The 20,917-nt window shown below is 62.3% G+C and carries 17 protein-coding genes; 6 read left to right on the forward strand and 11 right to left on the reverse strand.

The window, feature by feature from the left end; all coding sequences use genetic code 11:
• Positions 1 to 7 precede the first annotated feature (7 nt).
• Positions 8 to 3,544, forward strand: coding sequence for a molybdopterin cofactor-binding domain-containing protein (locus HYE77_RS28350; RefSeq protein ID WP_177070088.1), 3,537 nt, complete (start codon positions 8 to 10; stop codon positions 3,542 to 3,544).
• 121 nt (positions 3,545 to 3,665) lie between these two features.
• On the opposite strand, the gene HYE77_RS28355 is transcribed toward HYE77_RS28350, so the two are convergent.
• A complete protein-coding gene (locus HYE77_RS28355) occupies positions 3,666 to 4,322 on the reverse strand; it encodes a TetR/AcrR family transcriptional regulator (RefSeq protein WP_177070090.1) in 657 nt (218 codons plus the stop codon).
• Between the two features lie 153 nt (positions 4,323 to 4,475).
• On the opposite strand from HYE77_RS28355, the gene ggt reads away from it, so the two are divergent.
• Positions 4,476 to 6,200 (forward strand): gamma-glutamyltransferase, encoded by a 1,725-nt coding sequence (ggt, locus tag HYE77_RS28360; protein ID WP_177070092.1) that lies wholly within the window; start codon positions 4,476 to 4,478, stop codon positions 6,198 to 6,200.
• Here the strand turns inward: ggt and HYE77_RS28365 are convergent.
• The 4 genes from HYE77_RS28365 to HYE77_RS28380 form a co-directional block, all read right to left on the reverse strand.
• A complete protein-coding gene (locus HYE77_RS28365) occupies positions 6,197 to 7,714 on the reverse strand; it encodes an FAD-dependent oxidoreductase (protein ID WP_177070094.1) in 1,518 nt (505 codons plus the stop codon). The two genes, ggt and HYE77_RS28365, sit on opposite strands and share 4 nt — an antisense overlap.
• A 141-nt stretch (positions 7,715 to 7,855) precedes the next feature.
• Positions 7,856 to 8,377, reverse strand: coding sequence for an AAA family ATPase (locus tag HYE77_RS28370; RefSeq protein WP_134327681.1), 522 nt, complete (start codon positions 8,375 to 8,377; stop codon positions 7,856 to 7,858).
• A complete protein-coding gene (gene pnuC, locus HYE77_RS28375) occupies positions 8,374 to 8,937 on the reverse strand; it encodes a nicotinamide riboside transporter PnuC (RefSeq protein ID WP_003215352.1) in 564 nt (187 codons plus the stop codon). Before pnuC ends, HYE77_RS28370 begins: the two co-directional genes overlap by 4 nt.
• Positions 8,938 to 9,128: 191 nt before the next feature.
• Entirely contained in the window at positions 9,129 to 10,763 is a 1,635-nt protein-coding gene (locus HYE77_RS28380) for a methyl-accepting chemotaxis protein (protein ID WP_177009413.1), read from the reverse strand.
• A 229-nt stretch (positions 10,764 to 10,992) separates the two neighbouring features.
• Here HYE77_RS28380 and HYE77_RS28385 point away from each other — a divergent pair, with 229 nt between their 5' ends.
• A complete protein-coding gene (locus HYE77_RS28385; RefSeq protein WP_003215357.1) occupies positions 10,993 to 11,823 on the forward strand; it encodes an undecaprenyl-diphosphate phosphatase in 831 nt (276 codons plus the stop codon).
• Positions 11,820 to 12,203, forward strand: a complete 384-nt coding sequence (locus HYE77_RS28390; RefSeq protein WP_003215359.1) for a DUF1294 domain-containing protein — start codon at positions 11,820 to 11,822, stop codon at positions 12,201 to 12,203. The genes HYE77_RS28385 and HYE77_RS28390 overlap by 4 nt, the downstream gene beginning before the upstream one ends.
• On the opposite strand, the gene HYE77_RS28395 is transcribed toward HYE77_RS28390, so the two are convergent.
• Positions 12,186 to 12,548: an MmcQ/YjbR family DNA-binding protein gene (locus HYE77_RS28395; RefSeq protein WP_177070096.1), complete on the reverse strand. Its 363-nt coding sequence runs from the start codon at positions 12,546 to 12,548 to the stop codon at positions 12,186 to 12,188. The genes HYE77_RS28390 and HYE77_RS28395 overlap by 18 nt on opposite strands.
• Positions 12,545 to 13,453 (reverse strand): LysR substrate-binding domain-containing protein, encoded by a 909-nt coding sequence (locus HYE77_RS28400; RefSeq protein WP_003215364.1) that lies wholly within the window; start codon positions 13,451 to 13,453, stop codon positions 12,545 to 12,547. The genes HYE77_RS28395 and HYE77_RS28400 overlap by 4 nt, the downstream gene beginning before the upstream one ends.
• Positions 13,454 to 13,578: 125 nt before the next feature.
• Between HYE77_RS28400 and HYE77_RS28405 the strand changes: the two genes are divergently transcribed.
• A complete protein-coding gene (locus HYE77_RS28405; RefSeq protein WP_003215366.1) occupies positions 13,579 to 14,190 on the forward strand; it encodes an FMN-dependent NADH-azoreductase in 612 nt (203 codons plus the stop codon).
• A gap of 227 nt (positions 14,191 to 14,417) precedes the next feature.
• Positions 14,418 to 15,455: a dienelactone hydrolase gene (locus tag HYE77_RS28410; RefSeq protein ID WP_008436172.1), complete on the forward strand. Its 1,038-nt coding sequence runs from the start codon at positions 14,418 to 14,420 to the stop codon at positions 15,453 to 15,455.
• Here the strand turns inward: HYE77_RS28410 and HYE77_RS28415 are convergent.
• The 4 genes from HYE77_RS28415 to HYE77_RS28430 form a co-directional block, all read right to left on the reverse strand.
• On the reverse strand, positions 15,449 to 16,633 hold the full coding sequence (locus HYE77_RS28415) for an MFS transporter (protein WP_177070103.1): 1,185 nt from the start codon (positions 16,631 to 16,633) through the stop codon (positions 15,449 to 15,451). The two genes, HYE77_RS28410 and HYE77_RS28415, sit on opposite strands and share 7 nt — an antisense overlap.
• A 347-nt stretch (positions 16,634 to 16,980) precedes the next feature.
• On the reverse strand, positions 16,981 to 18,570 hold the full coding sequence (locus HYE77_RS28420) for an ABC-F family ATPase (RefSeq protein ID WP_008436174.1): 1,590 nt from the start codon (positions 18,568 to 18,570) through the stop codon (positions 16,981 to 16,983).
• Positions 18,571 to 18,732: 162 nt separating this feature from the next.
• Complete coding sequence (locus HYE77_RS28425; RefSeq protein WP_087692676.1) at positions 18,733 to 19,971, reverse strand: MFS transporter; 1,239 nt, start codon at positions 19,969 to 19,971, stop codon at positions 18,733 to 18,735.
• Positions 19,972 to 20,512: 541 nt separating this feature from the next.
• Positions 20,513 to 20,899 carry a TIGR03067 domain-containing protein gene (locus HYE77_RS28430; RefSeq protein WP_177042280.1) on the reverse strand — a complete coding sequence of 129 codons (387 nt, stop codon included), beginning with the start codon at positions 20,897 to 20,899 and terminating at the stop codon, positions 20,513 to 20,515.
• Positions 20,900 to 20,917 lie beyond the last annotated feature (18 nt).

The raw sequence follows: 20,917 nt of genomic DNA on the forward strand, positions 1-20,917 counted from the left end.
GATGACCATGACTGATGCAATCCCTTCCCGCGACCAATGGCTGGCCAAGGCCGGCGTCCTGTTGATCGTCGACGATGTGCTGCCACCTTCGGGGCCGGTGGCCAAAGGCGGCACACCGACGGTCAAGCCCAAGGAACTGGGGCTGTTTATCGCAGTGAACGATGACGGGCTGGTGTACGCCTTCAACGGCCACGTGGACCTGGGCACCGGCATTCGCACCTCCCTGGCGCAGATCGTCGCTGAAGAACTGGACCTGACCATGGACCAGGTGCGCATGGTGCTGGGCGACACCGAGCGTGCGCCGAACCAGGGCGCGACCATTGCCAGCGCAACCTTGCAGATCTCCGCGATTCCGCTGCGCAATGCCGCCGCCGAAGCCCGGCGTTTCCTTCTGGCGCGGGCGGCGCAACGCTGGTCCGTAAATGCTCAAAGTCTCAAGGTCGACGCAGGCGTTATCCGCGGCGAAGACGGGCGCACCATCACTTATGGCGAACTGGTGACGGGCGAGCATGACCAACTGCGCATCAGCGGCGATGCACCGCTCAAGGCCACCGCCGATTACCGCCTGGTGGGCAAGGGCGCAGCCCGGGTGGATATCCCGGGCAAGGCCACCGGCGAACTGACGTACGTGCACGACATGCGCGTGCCGGACATGCTCCACGGTCGGGTGATCCGCCCACCGTATGCGGGCCTGGATTGCGGTGACTTTGTCGGCAACAGCCTGCTGAAGGTCGACGAGTCTTCCATCGCCCATATCCCGGGCATTGTTGCGGTGGTGGTGATCCGTGATTTTGTCGGCGTGGTGGCCTTGCGCGAAGAGCAGGCAATCAAGGCCGCCCAGGAACTGCAGGTGCACTGGAAACCCTGGAACCACCCACTGCCGGACATGAGCGATGTGGAGCAGGCAATCCGCGACAACCCGCGGGTACGCCGCACCGTGCTCGACCAGGGCAACGTCGACGCAGCCCTGGCCGCCGCCAGCCAGCGCATGCCGCGCACCTACCTGTGGCCATACCAGATGCACGGCTCCATCGGCCCGTCCTGTGGCGTGGCGGATTATCAGCCCGGTGGCAGCCGCGTCTGGTCGGGCAGCCAGAACCCGCACCTGCTGCGGGCCGACCTGGCCTGGTTGCTGGAATGCCCGGAAGCGTCCATCGACGTGATTCGCATGGAGGCCGCCGGCTGCTACGGCCGCAACTGCGCCGATGATGTATGCGCCGACGCCTTGCTGCTGTCGCGTGCGGTGGGCAAGCCGGTGCGGGTGCAACTGACCCGCGAACAGGAGCACCTGTGGGAGCCCAAGGGCACCGCGCAATTGATGGATGTCGACGGCGGCCTGAACGCCGACGGCAGCATCGCCGCCTATGACTTTGAAACCAGCTACCCGTCCAACGGCGCGCCCACCCTGGCGCTGCTGTTGACCGGCCGGGTCGAGCCGGTGGCGGCGATGTTCGAGATGGGCGACCGCACCTCGATCCCGCCCTACGACATCGCGAACATGCGCGTCACCATCAACGACATGGCGCCGATCGTTCGCGCCTCGTGGATGCGCGGTGTGTCGGCGTTGCCCAACACCTTCGCCCATGAATCCTATATCGACGAACTGGCGTTTGCCGCCGGGGTCGACCCGGTGGAGTACCGCCTGCGTTACCTGAAGGACGAGCGCGCCATCGACCTGGTGAAATCCACCGCCGAACGCGCCAACTGGGCACCGCGTACCGCGCCGATGCAAACCGCGAATGAGGACCACCTGCTGCGTGGTCGGGGCTTTGCCTACGCGCGCTACATCCACAGCAAGTTTCCCGGCTTCGGCGCGGCGTGGGCGGCGTGGGTCGCGGACGTGGCCATCGACAAGCAGACCGGCGATGTCTCGGTGACGCGCGTGGTGATCGGGCATGACTCGGGGATGATGATCAACCCCGCAGGGGTGCAGCATCAGATCCACGGCAATGTGATCCAGTCCACCAGCCGTGTGCTCAAGGAACGCGTGACCTTTGAAGAGTCGACCGTGGCGAGCAAGGAGTGGGGCGGTTATCCGATCCTGACCTTCCCGGAAGTGCCGCAGATCGACGTACTGATGATGCCGCGCCAGGACCAGCCCCCGATGGGCGCCGGTGAGTCGGCCTCGGTGCCCAGCGCGGCGGCGATTGCCAATGCGATCTATGACGCCACCGGCATCCGTTTTCGCGAGCTGCCGATTACTCCCGAGCGGGTATTGGCGGCGCTGAATGCAGGCACCCTGGGCGAGCCGGCGAAGTCCCCGGAAAAGCGCCGCAAATGGTTGTTCGGCTCATTGTTCGCCGCCTTTGGCGCGGTGCTGGGCATGGCTGCTACCGCGTGGCCGTTTCACAGCGAAATTGCCCCGATTGCACCGCCCAGTGCAGGCACCTGGTCCAAGGCCACCCTGGAGCGTGGGCGCTTGCTGGCCGCCGTGGGGGATTGCGCGGTGTGCCACACGGCACCGGGCGGTGCCACCAATGCCGGCGGGCTGGCGATGCATACGCCGTTCGGCACCCTTTACAGCAGCAACATCACCCCGGATGAGAAAACCGGGATTGGCAACTGGTCCTACCCGGCGTTCGAGCGGGCGATGCGCGACGGCATTGGCCGCGACGGGCGCAACCTGTACCCGGCGTTTCCCTATACGGCGTTTCGCAATATCAACGATGCCGACATGCAGGCGCTGTATGCCTACCTGATGTCCCAGGCGCCGGTGAGCCAGGCACCGGTGCCGAACGCGATGAAGTTTCCGTTCAATATCCGGCCGTTGATGGCCGGCTGGAATGCGCTGTTCCTGCGCCGTGGGGAAATCAGCGTGCAGCCACAGCGCAGCGAGCAATGGAATCGTGGCGCTTACCTGGTCAACGGTTTGGGGCACTGCGCGGCGTGCCATTCGCCGCGCAACCTGATGGGGGCGGAGAAGGGCGGCAATGCGTTCCTCGCGGGCGGCAGGGTGGACGGTTGGGAAGCGCCGGCCTTGAATGGCTTGTCCAAGGCGCCGACGCCGTGGACCGAAGACCAATTGTTCAGCTACCTGAGCACTGGTTATTCCGATGCCCATGGCGTGGCAACGGGGCCGATGGGACCGGTCGTGACTGAACTGGCGAAACTGCCCAAGACCGACATCCGCGCGATGGCGGTGTACCTGGCTTCGCTGAACGACAGCGGCGCCGCCGAAGCGCAGGTGGTGGCAGCTGCGACGGTGCCCAATGCGAATGGGCGACGGGTATTCGAAGGTTCATGCAAGGCCTGCCATGCCGACGGACAGGGCCCGAAGCTGTTCGGCGTCAGCCCGTCACTGGCGACCAATACCAATGTGCACAGCGATCAACCGGACAACCTGATCAAGGTGATTTTGCAAGGGATCAGCACTCCGGCGACCAGGGATCTGGGTTACATGCCGGCGTTCAAGGACAGCCTGTCGAACACCCAAGTGGCGGAGTTGGCCGCCTACCTGCGCGGGCGCTTCGCACCCCATGCACCGCAGTGGGAAGGCCTGGAGCAAACCGTGGCACACCTGCGAGCCAATCCCGGTACCCATTGATTCACACGGTCAAAAAATGTGGGAGCGGGCTTGCTCGCGAAAGCGGTTCGTCAGTCGCCAAATATATTGACTGATACACCGCATTCGCGAGCAAGCCCGCTCCCACATTTAGATCCAGGTTTTACCGTTGGATGGGCGGTGTCACGCATACCCCGCGCAACACCAGATCACTGATAAACCCCAGCCAATCCCGCTGCTGGCGCTTATCCGCCAAATCCTCCCCCAAAAACGAACTCAGCGTGTGCTGGTTGGAGTTATAGAAGTAGCACAACGAAGCAATCATCAAGTACACATGCTTGATGTCCACATCTTCACGAAACACCCCCTGCGCCTGGCCCGCTTCGATGATCGGCCGCAACACCCCAACCGCCTCCCCTGACAACCGCCGCAGTTCACCCGACTGCTTCGCATGCTTGCCCTGGTGCAGGTTCTCGATGCTCAGGATCGCCACAAACTCGGGATGCTTGACGTAATAATTCCAGATAAACCCCACCAGCGCCTGCAACGCTTGCACCGGCGCACTCAGGTCGAGCTTGAGTTTGCTCTCGGCTTTGTTGAACTGTTCATAGGTGTGCTCCAGCACACACACAAACAGGTGCTCCTTGCTGCCGAAGTAGTAATACAGCATGCGGTCGTTGGAGTCGGCCTCGCGGGAAATGCTTTCCACACGCCCGCCGGAATAGCCGTCGCGGGTGAAGACCTTGACCGCCGCCTGGAGAATCCGCGCGCGGGTCTGGTCGGCTTGCTGGGCGCGGATACCGGTCTTCTTGATTACCATCGAAAAGCCTCTGCTGCGCGGCGTAAAGGCCCGGAATATAGCATGGGCATTATTCCGTTACCGACAGGCTCTGTCACAAACGCGGCATAACGCTGGGGCTTGGATCGGAAACGTATTACTTTCTAGTTCTTCTAATAAACAGAGTATGCAGGGATGAAATACCAACCGTTTACCCGAACTTTGATTGCCACCGCGCTGGTGCTGACTGTCAGCGGCGTGCAGGCGGCCTCCCAGGCCCCGGTGGCTGGCGAAAATGGCATGGTGGTCACCGCCCAGCATCTCGCCACCCATGTGGGCGTGGACGTGCTCAAGGCCGGCGGCAATGCCGTGGATGCGGCGGTGGCGGTGGGATACGCCCTGGCCGTGGTGTACCCGGCAGCCGGCAACCTCGGCGGCGGTGGGTTCATGACCGTGCAACTGGCCGACGGCCGCAAGACCTTCCTCGACTTCCGCGAAAAAGCCCCGCTGGCCGCGACCGCCGACATGTACCTGGACAAGGACGGCAACGTGGTCCCGGACCTCAGCTCCAAGGGCCACCTGGCGGTCGGCGTTCCCGGCACTGTGTCGGGCATGGAACTGGCGCTGAGCAAATACGGCACCCTCAAGCGCGCCCAGGTCATCGCCCCGGCGATCAAGCTGGCCGAAGACGGTTTTGCCCTGGAGCAGGGCGATGTCGACCTGCTGCACACCGCCACCGACGAATTCAAGAAAGACAAAGACCTGCGCGGCATCTTCCTCCACGGCGGCGAGCCGATGCTGGTGGGCCAGAAGCTGGTGCAGAAAGACCTGGCGAAAACCCTGCGGGAAATCTCCGCCAAGGGCACCGATGGCTTTTACAAAGGCTGGGTAGCCAAGGCGATTGTGGATTCCAGCCAATCGGGCAAAGGCATCATCACCCAGGCCGACCTGGACAAATACAAGACCCGCGAACTGGCGCCCATCGAGTGTGACTACCGTGGCTACCACGTGGTGTCCGCACCACCACCGAGCTCGGGCGGGGTGGTCATCTGCGAAATCATGAACATCCTCGAAGGCTACCCGATGGCCGACCTCGGCTATCACTCGGCCCAGGGCCTGCACTACCAGATCGAAGCGATGCGCCACGCGTACGTCGACCGCAACAGCTACCTCGGCGACCCGGACTTCGTGCAGAACCCGGTCGAGCACCTGCTGGACAAGGATTACGCCGCCAAACTGCGCGCTGCCATCGACCCGCAGAAAGCCGGGATCTCCCAGGACATCAAGCCGGGCGTTTCGCCCCACGAAGGCAATAACACCACCCACTACTCCATCGTCGACAAGTGGGGCAACGCGGTCTCGGTGACCTACACCCTCAACGACTGGTTCGGCGCGGGCGTGATGGCGAGCAAGACCGGGGTGATCCTCAACGACGAAATGGACGACTTCACCTCCAAGATCGGCGTGCCGAACATGTACGGCCTGGTGCAGGGCGAAGCCAACGCCATTGCTCCGGGCAAGACGCCGCTGTCGTCCATGAGCCCGACCATCGTCACCAAGGATGGCAAGGCGGTGATGGTGGTGGGTACGCCGGGTGGCAGCCGTATCATCACGGCCACCTTGCTGACCATCCTCAATGTGATCGATTACAAGATGAACATCCAGGAAGCCGTGGACGCCCCGCGTTTCCACCAGCAATGGCTGCCTGAGGCGACCAATATCGAGCGCTTTGCCCTGAGCCCCGACACCCAGAAAATCCTCGAAGGCTGGGGCCACAAGTTTGCCGGCCCGCAGGACGCCAACCACCTGGCGGCGATCCTGGTAGGCGCGCCGTTCCTGGACGGCAAGCCGGTCGGCAATAACCGTTTCTATGGGGCCAACGACCCTCGACGCAATACCGGGTTGTCCCTGGGCTACTAAAGCCCGCGGATCAGCTCCAGCACCTCGGCCTTCTTCAGCGGGTGCTTCAGGCGTTGCGAGAGCAGCGCCATGGCCCGCTGATGTTCACAGGCAACTACCGCTTCCACTTCGTCGCCCTGGCAGAGCAGGGCGATGAAGTCGTGGCGCTGCAGGTCGCCTTCCACGTGGAGCTGATTCCAGTGGCGGGGGTGGCCCAGCAGTTCAAAGGTCTTGCCGAAGTGATACGTCCAGAAGAACGGCACATCGGCAAACACCTGTTGTGCGCCCAGCATATTGCGCGCCGCCAGCACCCCGAGTTGCTGCGCCACACGCCAGTGTTCGATGCGCACGGGTTGGCCGTTCCATGGAAAGGTCACCATATCGCCCGCCGCCCATAGTCCGGGCGCGACAGACAAACCGGCATCGGCTTTCAGCGACTGGTCCTCGGCTTTTTCCAGCCCCTCGACAAACCCCGTGGCAGGCATGACGCCGACGCCTATCAGTACCAGGTCTGCGGCCAATCTGTGGCCGTTTTTCAGCACCACCGTCGTCACGTCCATGTGGCCTTCCAGGCGTGCAGGCTCGCTGGCGGTGTGGAATATCACGCCGTTGGCTTCATGCAATTGGCGCAGTGAGGCACCGATGCGCTTGCCCAGTTGGGCCGCCAGCGGAATCTCGTGACGGCCCACCACCTGCACCGTCAACCCGCGCTTGCGTAAGGCGGACGCGGCTTCCAGGCCGATAAAACTGTCGCCGATGATCACTGCACATGTGCCCGGTTGAGCCGCCTTGACGATACGCGCCGCATCGTCCCGGGAGCGCAACACGAACACGTTGTTGAGTACGGTGCCCGGAACATCCAGCGGCCTGGCTTCGCCGCCGGTGGCCAGCAGTGCGGCGTCGTAGTCGAAATGGCGACCGTCCGCAAGCTCGAGGCGCTTGGCTTGAGGGTCGAGATGGCGCACTTCGCCGTGGATCCGCGACGCGTGGCAGGTGGCCTCGTCCAGCAAGGGCGGTGTTTCCTGCGGCGGCATCTCGCCGCAGATGACGAATTTGCTCAGGGCGGTGCGGTCGTAGGCGGGGTCCTGTTCCTGGTCGATCCACAACAACCGGCCGCTGAAACCCTTGCGGCGCAGCGTGGCCACGGCCGCCGAACCGGCTGCACCGGCGCCAATCACGATAAAGCAGCGCGAATCGTTGGTGTGCGGGGCAACGGGCGAGGGCAGTGCCTCGTCGCCCACACTGACCACGCCGTCGTGAATCTCCACCGGGTACTGCTTGAGCTGCACCAGCGCGGGCGGCTCGCAGACCTGGCCGTCATCCACCCGGAAGGCCGCCTTGTGCCACGGGCAAATGATCCTCCCGTCACAGACCACGCCTTGCTCCAGGGGCGCCCCGGCGTGGGGGCAATCCGCCTGATAGGCACGAACCTCGCTACCCGAACGCACCAGCAGGATGTGATGGGCGGCGGTTTCAACACGAACGCCACGGTCTTCGGGCAAGTTGATCAAGCGGGCAACGATGCGCATGTTCATAGGCCAATCTCCTTTTAAGGATTGACCTGTGCCCCGGGTAGAGGACTGCGTTGACCCGATAACCGGTCTTCAGCCCTGCGCGCCAGAGCGTTGAAAGTGGGTCGTGCCTAACGAGCGGTGCATGAAAACCGTCCCCGCCGGTCAATCCAGCAGTTGTTCCACAGCTGAAAAGGCCTGGTCCTGGCGTGCTTGCCAATCCCCACGGATGACCCGTAGCGGTAGATGATGTTGCTCCAGCCAGTCACGACTGGCCTGAAAAAACGCCAGGCGATCGGCAAACTCCGGCTGGCAGCGCTGGCCATCGGCGGTCCACTCCACGTCTTCCGGCGACAGCAGCAGGTGCAGGTCGTAGTGGCGGGCGAGCAGTTCGCTGTCGAGCCACGCCGGGTAGTCGCCAAACAGGGTCTGGCTCCACAGCTTGTTGGTCAGCAGGTTGGTGTCGAGGATCAGCAACGCCGGCTGCGCGGCGCGGGCGGCATCTTCCCAGGCCAACTGGCCCCGGGCGATCTCCGGGATATCCGCCAGGGTGGTATCGCGCTGGTGGTGGTCGATGAAATCGCGCACGTATTCGCCCACCATCACCCCGCCAAAATGTGCCTGCAACTGGGCGGCCAGCCAGCTTTTACCGCTGGATTCCGGGCCGGCCAGTACCACCACCTTCATGCGTGCAGCGCCGGGTCGGCGCGCCATTCACGCCAGCCCTGCACGGCGATCACGGTGAACAAGGCGTAGAGCGCGGCGGTGAGGTACAGGCCTTTGTAGAGGAACAGCCCGACGAAGATCACATCCACGGTGATCCACAACGGCCAGCACTGCACGCGTTTTTGCGCCATCCACATCTGCGCCACCAGGCTGAAGCCGGTCAGGGCCGCGTCCAGCCAGGGTTGGGCGGCGTCGGTCCAGTGGGCCATGGCTGCGCCCAGCAACAGGCTGCCCACAGCACCCACAGCCAGGCCTTGCAGGATCGGTTGCAGGCCCAGGCTGGTGACTTGCCGGCCTTGCTTGACCTCACCGGCGCGGGTCCACTGCCACCAGCCGTAGAGTTGCAGGGCGGCGTAGATCACTTGCAGGAGCATGTCGGAGTAGAGCTTCACATCGAAGAAGATCCAGGTGTACAGCAGCACCATCACCAGGCCGATGGGCCAGCACCACGGGTTCTGTTTAACCGTCAACCAGACAGCGATCACCCCCAGGGCGGCGGCAAACAGTTCAAGCCCGGACATGGCGGTTCCTTGGGGGAGTCGAAGAGGGCGCTGATTGTAACCAATGTGGGAGCGGCGGTGCGACGATAGATCGTTCCCACGCTCTGCGTGGGAATGCAGTTCCGGACGCTCCGCGTCCCGGCTCTGCGCAACGGTGACGCAGAGCGTCACAGAATGCGTTCCCACGCAGAGCGTGGGAACGATCATCGGCGTCAGACCTTGAACTGGCGCAGAAGGCTGTCGAGTTGTTCGCTCAGGCCTTTCAAGTGCGCACTCGCGACGCTTGACTGCTGCGCCGCCAGTGCCGTGCTGTGGGACAAGCCGGCTGCCTGGGTGACATTCTGGTTGATGTCTTCCACCACATGCGCCTGCTGCAACGTGGCACTGGCAATCGAGGCGTTCAGCCCGTTGAGATTACGCAGCGCCTGGCCGATGGCAGTCAGGCTCGCGCCCGCCTGGCCTGCTTGTTCGATGGTCAGTTGCGAGGCCTGGTGGCTGTCGCTGATGACTTTGACCGCTGCCTCCGAATGGCCTTGCAGGCGCTCGATCATCGCCTGGATCTCTGCCGTGGATTTTTGCGTGCGCTGGGCCAGCAGCCGTACTTCGTCGGCCACCACCGCAAAACCACGGCCTTGCTCCCCGGCGCGGGCCGCTTCGATGGCGGCGTTGAGGGCCAGCAAGTTGGTCTGGTCGGCAATCGAGCGGATCACTTCCAGCACGCCCCCAATCTGCGTGCTTTCAGTCGACAGCGTCCGGATCACCTCCACGGCCTGGCTGATGGTGCCGGAGAGCTGGTCGATCCGTTGCAGGCTGCCATCGATATTGAGCTGGCCCTGTTCGGCCTGCACCTGGGCATCGCGCATTTCGCTGGCGGCATGCTCGGCATTTTTGGCCACGTCCTGTACGCCATAGGTGACTTCATTGATCGCCGTCGCCACCAGTTCCATCTGCTGCGATTGCTGCTGGCTGCGGTCATGGGCATCGCTGGCGTTGCTGCCCAGCTCGGTGGACGACTGGCCCAAGGCGTTGGCGCAGGTCTGCAACTGGCCTACCACCTGCCGCAGCTTGGCGGTAAAGCTGTTGAAGTGCCGCGACAATTGAGTGACTTCATCCTGGCCATGGGTGTCGAGGGTGCGGGTCAGGTCGCTTTCGCCACTGGCGATATTGGCCATCGCATTCACTGCCTGCTGCAACGGGCGCACGATGCTGCGGGCGATCAGCACCACCAGCAGGGCCATGATCAGCGCGATCACCAGGCCAACCACCGAGGCTTTCCACACCTGGCCGCGGAACTCGCCTTGCACGTCATCGACATACACGCCGGAACCGATGATCCAGCCCCAGGGTTCGAACAGCTGGATATAGGAGGTCTTGGCCACCGGCGCATCGGCGCCGGGTTTGGGCCAGCGGTAATTCACCATCCCGGCGCCCTTGGCCTTGGCCAGGATCACGAACTCGTTGAACACCGCAAAGCCGTCCGGATCGCGGATGGCCGACAGGTTCTGGCCGTCGAGCTTGGGGTTGGCCGCGTGCATGATCATCACGGGCGTGAGGTCGTTGATCCAGAAGTAGTCGTCCTTTCCGTAGCGCAAGCCACGTACCGCGCTCAAGGCTTGCTTCTGCGCCGCTTCACGGCTCAGGACGCCGCTGGTTTCGAGGCTGTGATAATAAGTCAGGATCCCGCTGGCGGTTTGCACCACGCGCTGGGTCTGCTCACTCTTGGCCTGGTACAGGTCGCCATGAATCTGCTTGAGCATAAGCAGGCCGAGGGTTAGCAGCATCAGCACGGCGACGATCAGGATCAGCCAGAGGCGCCGGCTGATAGACATATTGCGCAAACTGTTCATGGTCCTGTCACTCCGTGTTCTTATAATTTTGGGTGCTGCATCGACATTTCCGGCTTGTCTGATAGGCTTTCGGCCCAGAATCAAAAAACCTGAGTCCTGCCTGATTTTTCACGGAATTTTCGCAGTTCGGCCTTGATTATTTGCGCTGTGCTTGCAGCGCACTCTTCGTTAGTGAACGTCTAAAAAATATCAACGAGGCATGCCGTGGGCATGACCTTTGGGGGAATCGATGGATCTTTGGACCGCCGTACAGGCACTGATACTCGGCGTTGTAGAGGGGCTGACGGAGTTTTTGCCGATCTCCAGTACCGGGCACCAGATTATCGTGGCCGACTTGATCAACTTCGGTGGCGAACGCTTTGAAGCGTTCAATATCATCATCCAGCTGGGCGCGATCCTGGCGGTGGTGTGGGAGTTTCGACGCAAGATCCTCGACGTGGTCATTGGCTTGCCGACCCAGCGCAATGCCCAGCGTTTCACCGTCAACCTGATCATTGCCGTATTGCCGGCGGTGGTACTGGGGGTGATTTTCGCCGACCTGATCAAACACTACCTGTTCAACCCGATCACCGTTGCGGCGGCGTTGGTGGTGGGCGGCGTCATCATGTTGTGGGCCGAGCGCCGCCAGCATGAAGTGCACGCCGAAACCGTCGACGACATCACCTGGAAGGACGCGATCAAAGTCGGCTTCGCCCAGTGCCTGGCCATGATCCCGGGCACCTCGCGCTCGGGCGCTACCATCATTGGCGGCCTGTTGTTCGGCCTGTCACGCAAGACCGCCACCGAGTTCTCGTTCTTCCTGGCGATGCCGACCATGGTCGGCGCAGCGGTGTATTCGGGCTACAAGTACCGTCACCTGTTCCAGCCGGATGACCTGCCGGTGTTTGCCATCGGCTTTGTCACCTCGTTCATCTTCGCGATGATCGCGGTCAAGGCGCTGCTCAAGTTCATCGCCAGCCACAGCTACGCGGCGTTCGCCTGGTACCGGATCGCCTTCGGCCTGGTGATCCTGGCCACCTGGCAGTTCGGCTGGATCGACTGGTCGGCCGTCAAGCCATGATCATCCAGCATCCGCGCTTCAAGGCGTTGGTGTTTGCACTGTTGTGCGCCGCGCCGCTGTTTGGTGCGGCGCTGCTGGGGTACCGCGGGGTTTCGCTGATCCCGCTGGTGGCCTATGGCGTGGTCAGCGTGGTGGCGTTCCTGCTTTACTGGAGCGACAAGCGCAAGGCGCGCGAAGACAGCTGGCGCACCCCTGAAAACGTCCTGCACGCGGTGGAGCTGGCAGGCGGTTGGCCGGGGGCGTTGATTGCCCAGCAGGTGTTCCGCCACAAGACGCGCAAGGTGTCTTATCAGGTGGTGTTCTGGCTGATCGTGTTGCTGCACCAGGTGTTCTGGATTGATCAGCTGTTCCTGGGTGGCACGCTACTCTCGATCTTCTAGCAACAAGCCGACCTGCGTGCGCTTGGGCAGCTTGCTCACCACCAACTGGTGGGAACGCTGCAACAGGCCACGCAGTTCCTCGGCGCCCAGCGGGTAGGGCGTTTCCATGATGATCCACTGCGCCCGCGCCAGGTACGGCGCCGGGTGGATGCCGGGGCGATCCACATGGCCCAGGAACAGCTCCTTGTCGACCTTGAACGCCAGCGAGTCACCCCGCAGGTTCTGCAAGGCAAACATCTTGTTGCCGGCAATCGAAAACACCCGCACGCCGCCCCATTTGTAATCTTCCCGCGCGCCGGGCAAGCCCCGGCAAAACGTGGCGACTTGTTCTTCGGTCATTCTCATAGCAAACGGTCTCCGCAACCTTTGAAGGCGTTATCCAGGTGGTCGATCCAGGCCCGCACGGCCGGCAACACGCCGCGCCGATGTGGGTACACCGCCTGCAACCAGCCACCCGGCAATGACCATTGCGGCAAGAGCTGCACCAATTGGCCGTTGGCCAATTCCTCCTCGCAATACATCATCGGCAGCACGGTAAACCCCAGGCCGGCGAGGGCGCAGGCCTTGCGTACCAGGAAATCATCGATCCCCAGCCGCGCTTCCATCACCAGGTCGTGGCTGCTGCCCTCCGGGCTGAGCATGCGGAAGTGCACCATGCGGTCTGCTTCCAGGGCGCCCAGCACCGGCAGTTGCTTGAGGTCTTCCAGGGTGTCGATCTGCCGCTCACGCACAAAGTCGGGGCTGGCGACAATCGCGGTCTGGGCCTGGCGCAGGCGCTTGGTCACCAGCAGCGGGTCTTCATCCCCAAGCTCGCGCACGCGCAAGGCCACATCAATGCCTTCGGCCACCAGGTCGACGCGGCGGTTGACCAGGTTCATCTCCAACTGCACCAGCGGGTTGGCGGTGAGAAACTCCGCCACCACGGTCTGCAGGAATTGGTGAGCCAGGCCCACGGGGCTGCTGACCCGCAGCCGACCGCGGGGTTCGCTGGACATGCTGGCCACTGCCTCATCGGCCATTTCCGCCTCCAGCAGCATTGCCTGGCAGTGGCGCAGGTAGCGTTCACCCACGGCGGTGAGGGTCAGTTGGCGGGTGGTACGTTGCAGCAAGCGGGCGCCGAGGCGTTCTTCCAGCTCGGCAATGCGCCGCGACAGCCGCGACTTGGGAATCCCCAGCAGTCGCCCGGCAGCGGCGAAACCGCCGGCTTCCACCACCTTGGCGAAGTAGTAGAGGTCATTCAGATCTTGCATGGTGGGCCTATTGTCCTGTCAGTGGGACGAATAATCGCATATTGCCTGACTAATCGCTGATTGGTTTCATCTGTAGGCTTATTTCCATTCCGTCGCCCTTGGCGATGCTTACTTGGAGATTAACCATGAAACTGTTGCATATCGATTCCAGCATCCTCGGCGACAACTCGGTTTCCCGTCAGTTGAGCGCAGGTGTCGTCAAGACCTGGCAGGCGGCCGAGCCAGGCGTTGAAGTGACCTACCGTGACCTGGCCAGCGAAGGCATCAACCACTTTTCCGGCGTGACCCTGGGTGCACTGGGCACCGCTGCCGAGCTGCGTGATGCCGTACAGAAACATGAAGCCGAGCTGAGCGCCAACACCCTCGCCGAATTCCTCGCGGCCGACGCCATCGTCCTGGCTGCGCCGATGTACAACTTCACCATCCCGACCCAACTCAAGGCCTGGATCGACCGTATCGCCGTCGCCGGCCAGACATTCCGCTACACCGAAAACGGTCCTGAAGGCCTGGCCGGTGGCAAGAAAGTCATCATCGTGTCGACCTCCGGCGGCCTGCACGTTGGCCAGCCTACCGGTGTGGCTCACGAAGACTACCTGAAAGTACTGCTGGGCTTCCTCGGCATCACCGACATCGAAATCGTCCGCGCTCACGGCCTGGGCTATGGCGATGAAGTGCGCAGCAAGGCGATCAGCGACGCCAACGCAGTGATCAACGAACAATTGTTTGCCGCAGCGTAAGACTTGTGTAAATTTTGCTGTTCCTCGATATCAATCTGATTCGAGGCGCCTAAACTCTGTATTCTGCTCGCCTGAAAAGCGATCGGAGTACGGAGTTTTTTCGTTTACCCGCTGTCACTACTTTGGCCCAGGTTATGCACGCATGGGTAAACCCTGCCAGTCCGAGCGCCTGAACCATGGATACTTCAACAGCTACGCGGGCTTACGCAACAAAGGTGGACATCCCCATGATGCGTCTTTGTGCAGTCTTGGTTCTCTCCCTGCTCGGCGGCCTGATTTCAGTGCAAGCCGCGCCCGCGCCGCACCCCCATTGGAGTGTGGGCTTTCACCGCATGACCTTTCTCGACCCGCTGGATCTGCAGCCGATGAAAGCCGTCGCGTTCTACCCGTCCACCGGCCTGGAACACACCACCCAGGTGGGCGCTTATCACATCGCCGCCACTGAAGACTCGAAAATCGCGATCGGCCGCTTTCCGATGCTGATGCTGTCCCACGGCAATACCGGCACGCCCCTGGCCCTGCACGACCTCGCCACCTCCCTGGCGCGCAAGGGGTTTGTGGTGGTGGCGGTGCTGCACCCTGGCGACAACTACAAGGATCACAGCCGGCTGGGCACCTTGAGCAACCTGTACGGGCGCCCGATCCAGATTTCCGAAGCGATCACCGCCACCCTCGGCGACCCGATGCTGTCGCCATTCGTCAACGTCGACCAGGTAGGCGTCATCGGTTATTCGGCCGGTGGCGAAACCGCGCTGATCCTCGCCGGCGCCAAGCCGGACCTCGACCGCCTGCGCCGCTACTGCCAGCAACGCCCGGAAGATCGCGACGCCTGCACCACCAAGGGCGAGTTGATCGTCGACCGCGACGACCTGCAACCGCAGGCCGACCCGCGTATCCATGCCTTGATGTTGATGGCGCCGTTGAGCCTGATGTTTGGCCGCCACACCCTGGCGGACGTGCATGTACCGGTGCTGCTCTACAGCGGCGACGGCGACAAGCTGGTGGCCGTGGACAAGAACGCCGAGGCCCTGGCGCGCAAACTGCCGGAGCCGCCGGACTTCAAGCTGCTGGCCGGGGCAGGGCACTTTGTGTTCATGGCGCCTTGCGACGAGAGCCAACTGGCCGCGATGCCCGCCATGTGCACCGATGCCGACGGAGTTGACCGTGAAAGCATCCACCGCGACCTGATTTCCGAGGCCGGGCGGTTCTTTAATCACACCCTCGGGCAATCCACCCGGGCGGGCTTGCAGACGGCTGATCAGTAAGCGCGGCGCTTGAGCAGCAACGTCAGGCCCAGGCCGGTGACCGAGAGCAGGGCGGCGCAGAAGAAGATCCACGAGTAGCCCAGGTTCAGCGCCACCGCACCCATCACCGGCCCGGCAATGGCCAGCGCCAGGTCAAAAAACACCGCATATGCACTCAACCCGGCGCCCCGGCTGCTGTTGGGCACCTGCTTGATCGCCTCCACGCCCAGCGCCGGGTACACCAGCGACAGACCAAAACCGGTCAGCCCGGCGCCGATCAAGGCCACGCCGGTGGACGGTGCCAGCCACAGCAGCGTCAGGCCCAGGGTTTCGATGGTCATGCAGGCAATCGCCGCGGTGAAGCCGCCGAAGCGGTTGATGGCAGAGATAAACACCAGCCGTGACAGGATGAAACACACGCCAAATACCGTCAGGCACCAGGCGGCGCCCGTCCAGCCACGGCTCAAGTAGTAGAGGGTGATAAAGGTAGTGAGTGTGCCGTAGCCAATCGATGCCAGACACAGGCTGGCGCCAAACGGCGCGATACGCCCGAATACGGCCCAGAATGGCAGCCGCTCGCCACGTACTACGGGCACTGAGGGTTTATTGCGGATCAGCAACAGGCCCAGGGCGGAAAGCACCGTGAGGGCGATTCCGAGGCTGGTGTAGCCGTAGTCGGCAACCATCACCACCCCAAGTGGGGCACCAATGGCAATCGCACCGTAAGAGGCGATGCCGTTCCACGAGATCGATCGTGCCGTATGTTCGGCACCGACCGCGCCCATGCACCAACTGATGGTGCCGACGCCGATCAGGCCCTGCGCGACGCCGAGTAACAGCCGGCCGACAATCAATATGCCGAGGCTCAGCAACGGCAAGCTTTGCACCAGCGTGGCGATGAACGTCAGCACCCCGCTCAGCAGAATCCCGCTCAGGCCCAGCACGATAGCGCGCTTGGTGCCGACGTTGTCCGACATGCGCCCCGCCATGGGGCGGCTGAGCAGCGTGGCCAGGTATTGCGAGCCGATGGTTATCCCGGCGACCACCGCGCTGAAACCCAGCTCACCGTGGACATAGCCGGGGATGACGGCAATCGGCAGGCCGATACAGATAAACGCGATAAACGTGTAGAAAACGATGGAGACGATCTGCAGGGTGATCGACAAGGAGCTGGGGGTGGCGGGCTGTGTGGCAGGCATGGGGACTCGTTCGCGGGCGGGCGGTGAGGGCATCATGGCAAGGGCTTGGGGTAAAAGGAAGCAGGCTAACTATATTTGATGATATTGCGGCCCGTGCCTATCCGGCTTTGGATCCATGGGGCCTCCCTGGCCCGGGACGACTAAAGCGGACGCGGTAAAGTGTGGGAGCTGTCGAGCTTTAGCGAGGCTGCGAAGGCGGCGGCATGGTCAATAAAGATGTTGCCTGGCACACCGCTATCGCGGCCTCGCTAAAGCTCGACGGCTCCCACAGAACAGCAGAGCCATATCCCAAAAAAAAGCCCCATCACACTGGACGGGGCTTTCGCATTTCAAACTACCGGCGGCTCTTAGAAAACCACACCCTGACTACGCAGGTAATCGTCATAAGTCCCGCTGAAGTCGATCACCCCACTCGGGCTCAGCTCGATGATGCGGGTGGCCAGGGACGACACAAACTCCCGGTCATGGCTGACAAAGATCAGCGTACCCGGGTAGTTCTCCAACGCCAGGTTCAGCGCCTCGATGGACTCCATGTCCAAGTGGTTGGTCGGCTCATCCATGATCAGCACGTTCGGCTTTTGCAGGATCAGCTTGCCGAACAGCATGCGACCTTGCTCGCCACCGGAAATCACCTTCACCGACTTCAGGATCTCGTCGTTGGAGAACAGCATGCGGCCCAGGGTACCGCGAACCACTTGCTCGCCTTCCTTGGTCCAGCGGCCCATCCAGTCGAACAGGTTGGACTCGTCTTCGAAGTCCGAAGCATGGTCCTGGGCGTAATAGCCCAGTTCAGCCGCGTCGGTCCACTTGACCGTACCGGCATCCGGGGTCAGTTCGTTGACCAGGGTACGCAGCAGGGTGGTCTTGCCGATACCGTTCGGGCCGATGATCGCCACGCGCTCGCCGGCTTCAACCTGGAAGCTGAAGTCCTTGAACAGCGTCTTGCCGTCAAAGCCCTTGGCCATGCGATCGACGATGACCGCCTGGCGGTGCAGCTTCTTGGTCTGGTCGAAGCGGATGAACGGGCTGACGCGGCTCGATGGCTTGACTTCGGCCAGCTGGATCTTGTCGATCGCCTTGGCACGGGAAGTGGCCTGCTTGGCTTTCGAGGCGTTGGCCGAGAAGCGGCTGACGAAGGATTGCAGCTCGGAGATCTGCGCTTTCTTCTTGGCGTTGTCCGACAGCAACTGCTCGCGGGACTGGGTCGCCACGGTCATGTATTCGTCGTAGTTGCCCGGGAACAGGCGCAGCTCGCCGTAGTCCAGGTCGGCCATGTGGGTGCAGACGCTGTTCAGGAAGTGACGGTCGTGAGAGATGATGATCATCAGGCTGTTACGCTGGGTCAGGATGTTTTCCAGCCAGCGGATGGTGTTGATGTCCAGGTGGTTGGTCGGCTCGTCGAGCAGCAACACTTCCGGATCGGAAAACAGCGCCTGGGCCAGCAATACACGCAGCTTCCAGCCTGGTGACACTTCGCTCATCGGGCCGTTGTGCTGCTCGATGCCGATACCCAGGCCCAGCAGCAACTCACCGGCGCGGGATTCGGCGGTGTAGCCGTCCATCTCGGCGAAGTCGGTTTCCAGCTCGGCCACGGCCATGCCGTCGTCTTCGGTCATTTCCGGCAGCGAGTAGATGCGGTCGCGCTCGGCCTTGACCTTCCACAGCTCTTCGTGACCCATGATCACGGTGTCGAGTACGGTGAATTCTTCGTAGGCGAACTGGTCCTGGCGCAGTTTACCCAGGCGCACGTTCGGCTCCAGCATGACCTGGCCGCCCGACGGGTCGAGGTCGCCACCGAGGATTTTCATGAAAGTCGACTTGCCGCAACCGTTGGCACCGATCAGGCCATAACGGTTGCCTGCGCCGAACTTGACCGAAACGTTCTCAAATAGCGGCTTGGCGCCGAACTGCATGGTGATGTTAGCTGTGGAGATCAATTACTTTACCTATCAATAGCTTGGGGTGCGCTAATTTGAGCCGGGCCCATTTTGTGGCCCAGGCCAACGGGCATACGTCGGCAGCGACATCAAGGCTTGGGGCCCAGTCGCTGAGCAGAAAAATGGGTGCATGTTGGAATTTGGCGCGCATTGTCGCATATGTCAGGCGGGAGTTGTATGGCGCTGCACGGATGGATTCGCCCGAGTCTCCGGCATTGCCACCCACACCAGCCCCAATGCGACGGCCGCCACGCCGGCCAGGGTCAGGAACGCGGCGTTGTAACCCGCCCACTGCACGACAAAACCTGCCAGGCTGCTGCTCAAGGCCGCGCCGAGGCCGAATGCCGTGGACAGCGCGCCCAGGCTGACATTGAAGCGTCCGGTGCCCTGGGTGAGGTCTTTGACGATCACCGGAAACAGCGCGCCGAACACCCCGGCGCCGACCCCGTCAAGCATCTGCACCGCCACCAGCCAATAAGGATCACTGGACAGCGTATACAACACGCCCCGCAGCGGCAGGATCATGAAACCGGCGAGCAGCAACGGCTTGCGCCCCCACACGTCGGCCTTCACGCCCACCAGCCAGGCCACCGGCACCATCACCAACTGGGCCGCAACGATGCAGGCCGAGGTCAGCGGCGTGGCCATCTGCAGGTTGATCTGCGACAGCTTCTGGCTGACCAGCGGCAGCATGGCCGCATTGGCCAGGTGAAACAGCGCGCAGCAGATGGCAAACAGCATCAAGGGCCTGTTCGCCAGAAGCACGGCCAACCCCGACGGTTGTTCATGGCCGGTGCCATGCGCAGGGTCGAAACCCCGTGCGACTTCGTGGTCGATTGCCTGGGCTGACACGCAGCTGACCGCGATGACACTCGCCGCAGCCATGACTGCCATCAGATAGAACACCGCCACCGGGCCGAACAGGTAGGCGAACCCACCAGCGAGCAGGGCCGCCACCGCGTTGCCGGCGTGGTTGAAGGTTTCATTGCGGCCGGTGCGCCGGGTAAAAGCGCGCGGCCCGGTGATCCCGAGGGAAATCGCCGAGATGGCCGGCGCAAACACCGAGGCCGCCGCTGCACTGGCCGCCTGGGTCAGCGCCACCAGGCTGAAGGAGCTGACGAAGGGCAGGAGCAGGCAACTGGCAGTCACCAGCAGCGCGGCGATCACGATCACTGCCCGTTTGCTGCGGGTTCGGTCAATCAATGCGCCGGCCGGCGTCTGGGTGAGCAGGGCCGCGATGCCGGCCAGGGTCATGACTACGCCGATGCTGGCGGGGTCCCAGTGGTGCACGGCCAGCAGATAAATCGCCAGGTACGGCCCCAGTCCGTCACGCACGTCCGCCAGGAAGAAGTTCAGGCTGTCCAGGGACAGGGTGTTGCGCAGGTCAGAGCGAGTGGCCATGGCACGGTCTTCAGGCAAGAGGTCGGTAGCAGTAGTGACCCATGGCATGAAGGTATAGTTTCTGAAGGCGGCGTTGCACTCGTATGGCAATACAAGCAAAAACATTTACAAAGTGGAGCCATTTGCATCGAAAAATAGCGCTGATCGAGGCTTTTTCAGGGCTTTTTATTGTTAACAGTTGAACATCCAATAAGCCTGGCTTATTTTCCGTCCGTTCGCCCTACAGTGAAGGCTCTTTACCGGTTCAAGGATGGCGAGGCTTTCGGTGTAGGGCGGACTTCTTTTGTCGCAATGACCGGAACATATTGGAGACGCAATGGACATGCTGTCAGCCCAGGTATCAAAACCAGCCCGCTCAACTGCCCCGTGCTACACCCTCACCGCCATCAAGCGCCCGTGCTGATTGGCTGCCGTGCAGGCAAAAAAAGGCCCGTGGGGTAGACGGGCCAAGGTGTTCACTGGAGTAGGTAGCCTTCACCCTATAGGTCAACACGTGAAGGCCATGTGAAAACCATGTCGCAGGAACGGATGTATCTCCGTGTCAGGGTTTGCGCACGAACGTGCGCATGGTTTGCCCTGGGCCGGTACTGAAGCGGGTAGGGCGGGGCATGCCTTCATCTGCCGCAATAAACACGAAGTGATCACCTTCCAGCCGGTAACTCGCGGGTAACTGCTTGCCGGCATCCTCTCCCATCGAGTCAACCCAGGTAATGCTTTTGGGTGCCGTGCTGGCATCGAGCGTGAAGCTGCCTGCCAGTAAAACCTCGCCGTCGACCGTCACCACCTGGAATTGATCGCCCGAGATTGTCGTGATCGCGCCCGGCGCGCTGTGTTCATCCGTGGGATTGAGCACACCGTTGTCTTCCAGCGCCGTTTGTTCCCATGCCCCCTGGAGCGCCTGGAAATCCGCATTTGAAGCAGGTGTCATATAAATTCCTTTTTGGTT

Source organism: Pseudomonas sp. IPO3774 (assembly GCF_013386835.1).
GTDB lineage: Bacteria > Pseudomonadota > Gammaproteobacteria > Pseudomonadales > Pseudomonadaceae > Aquipseudomonas.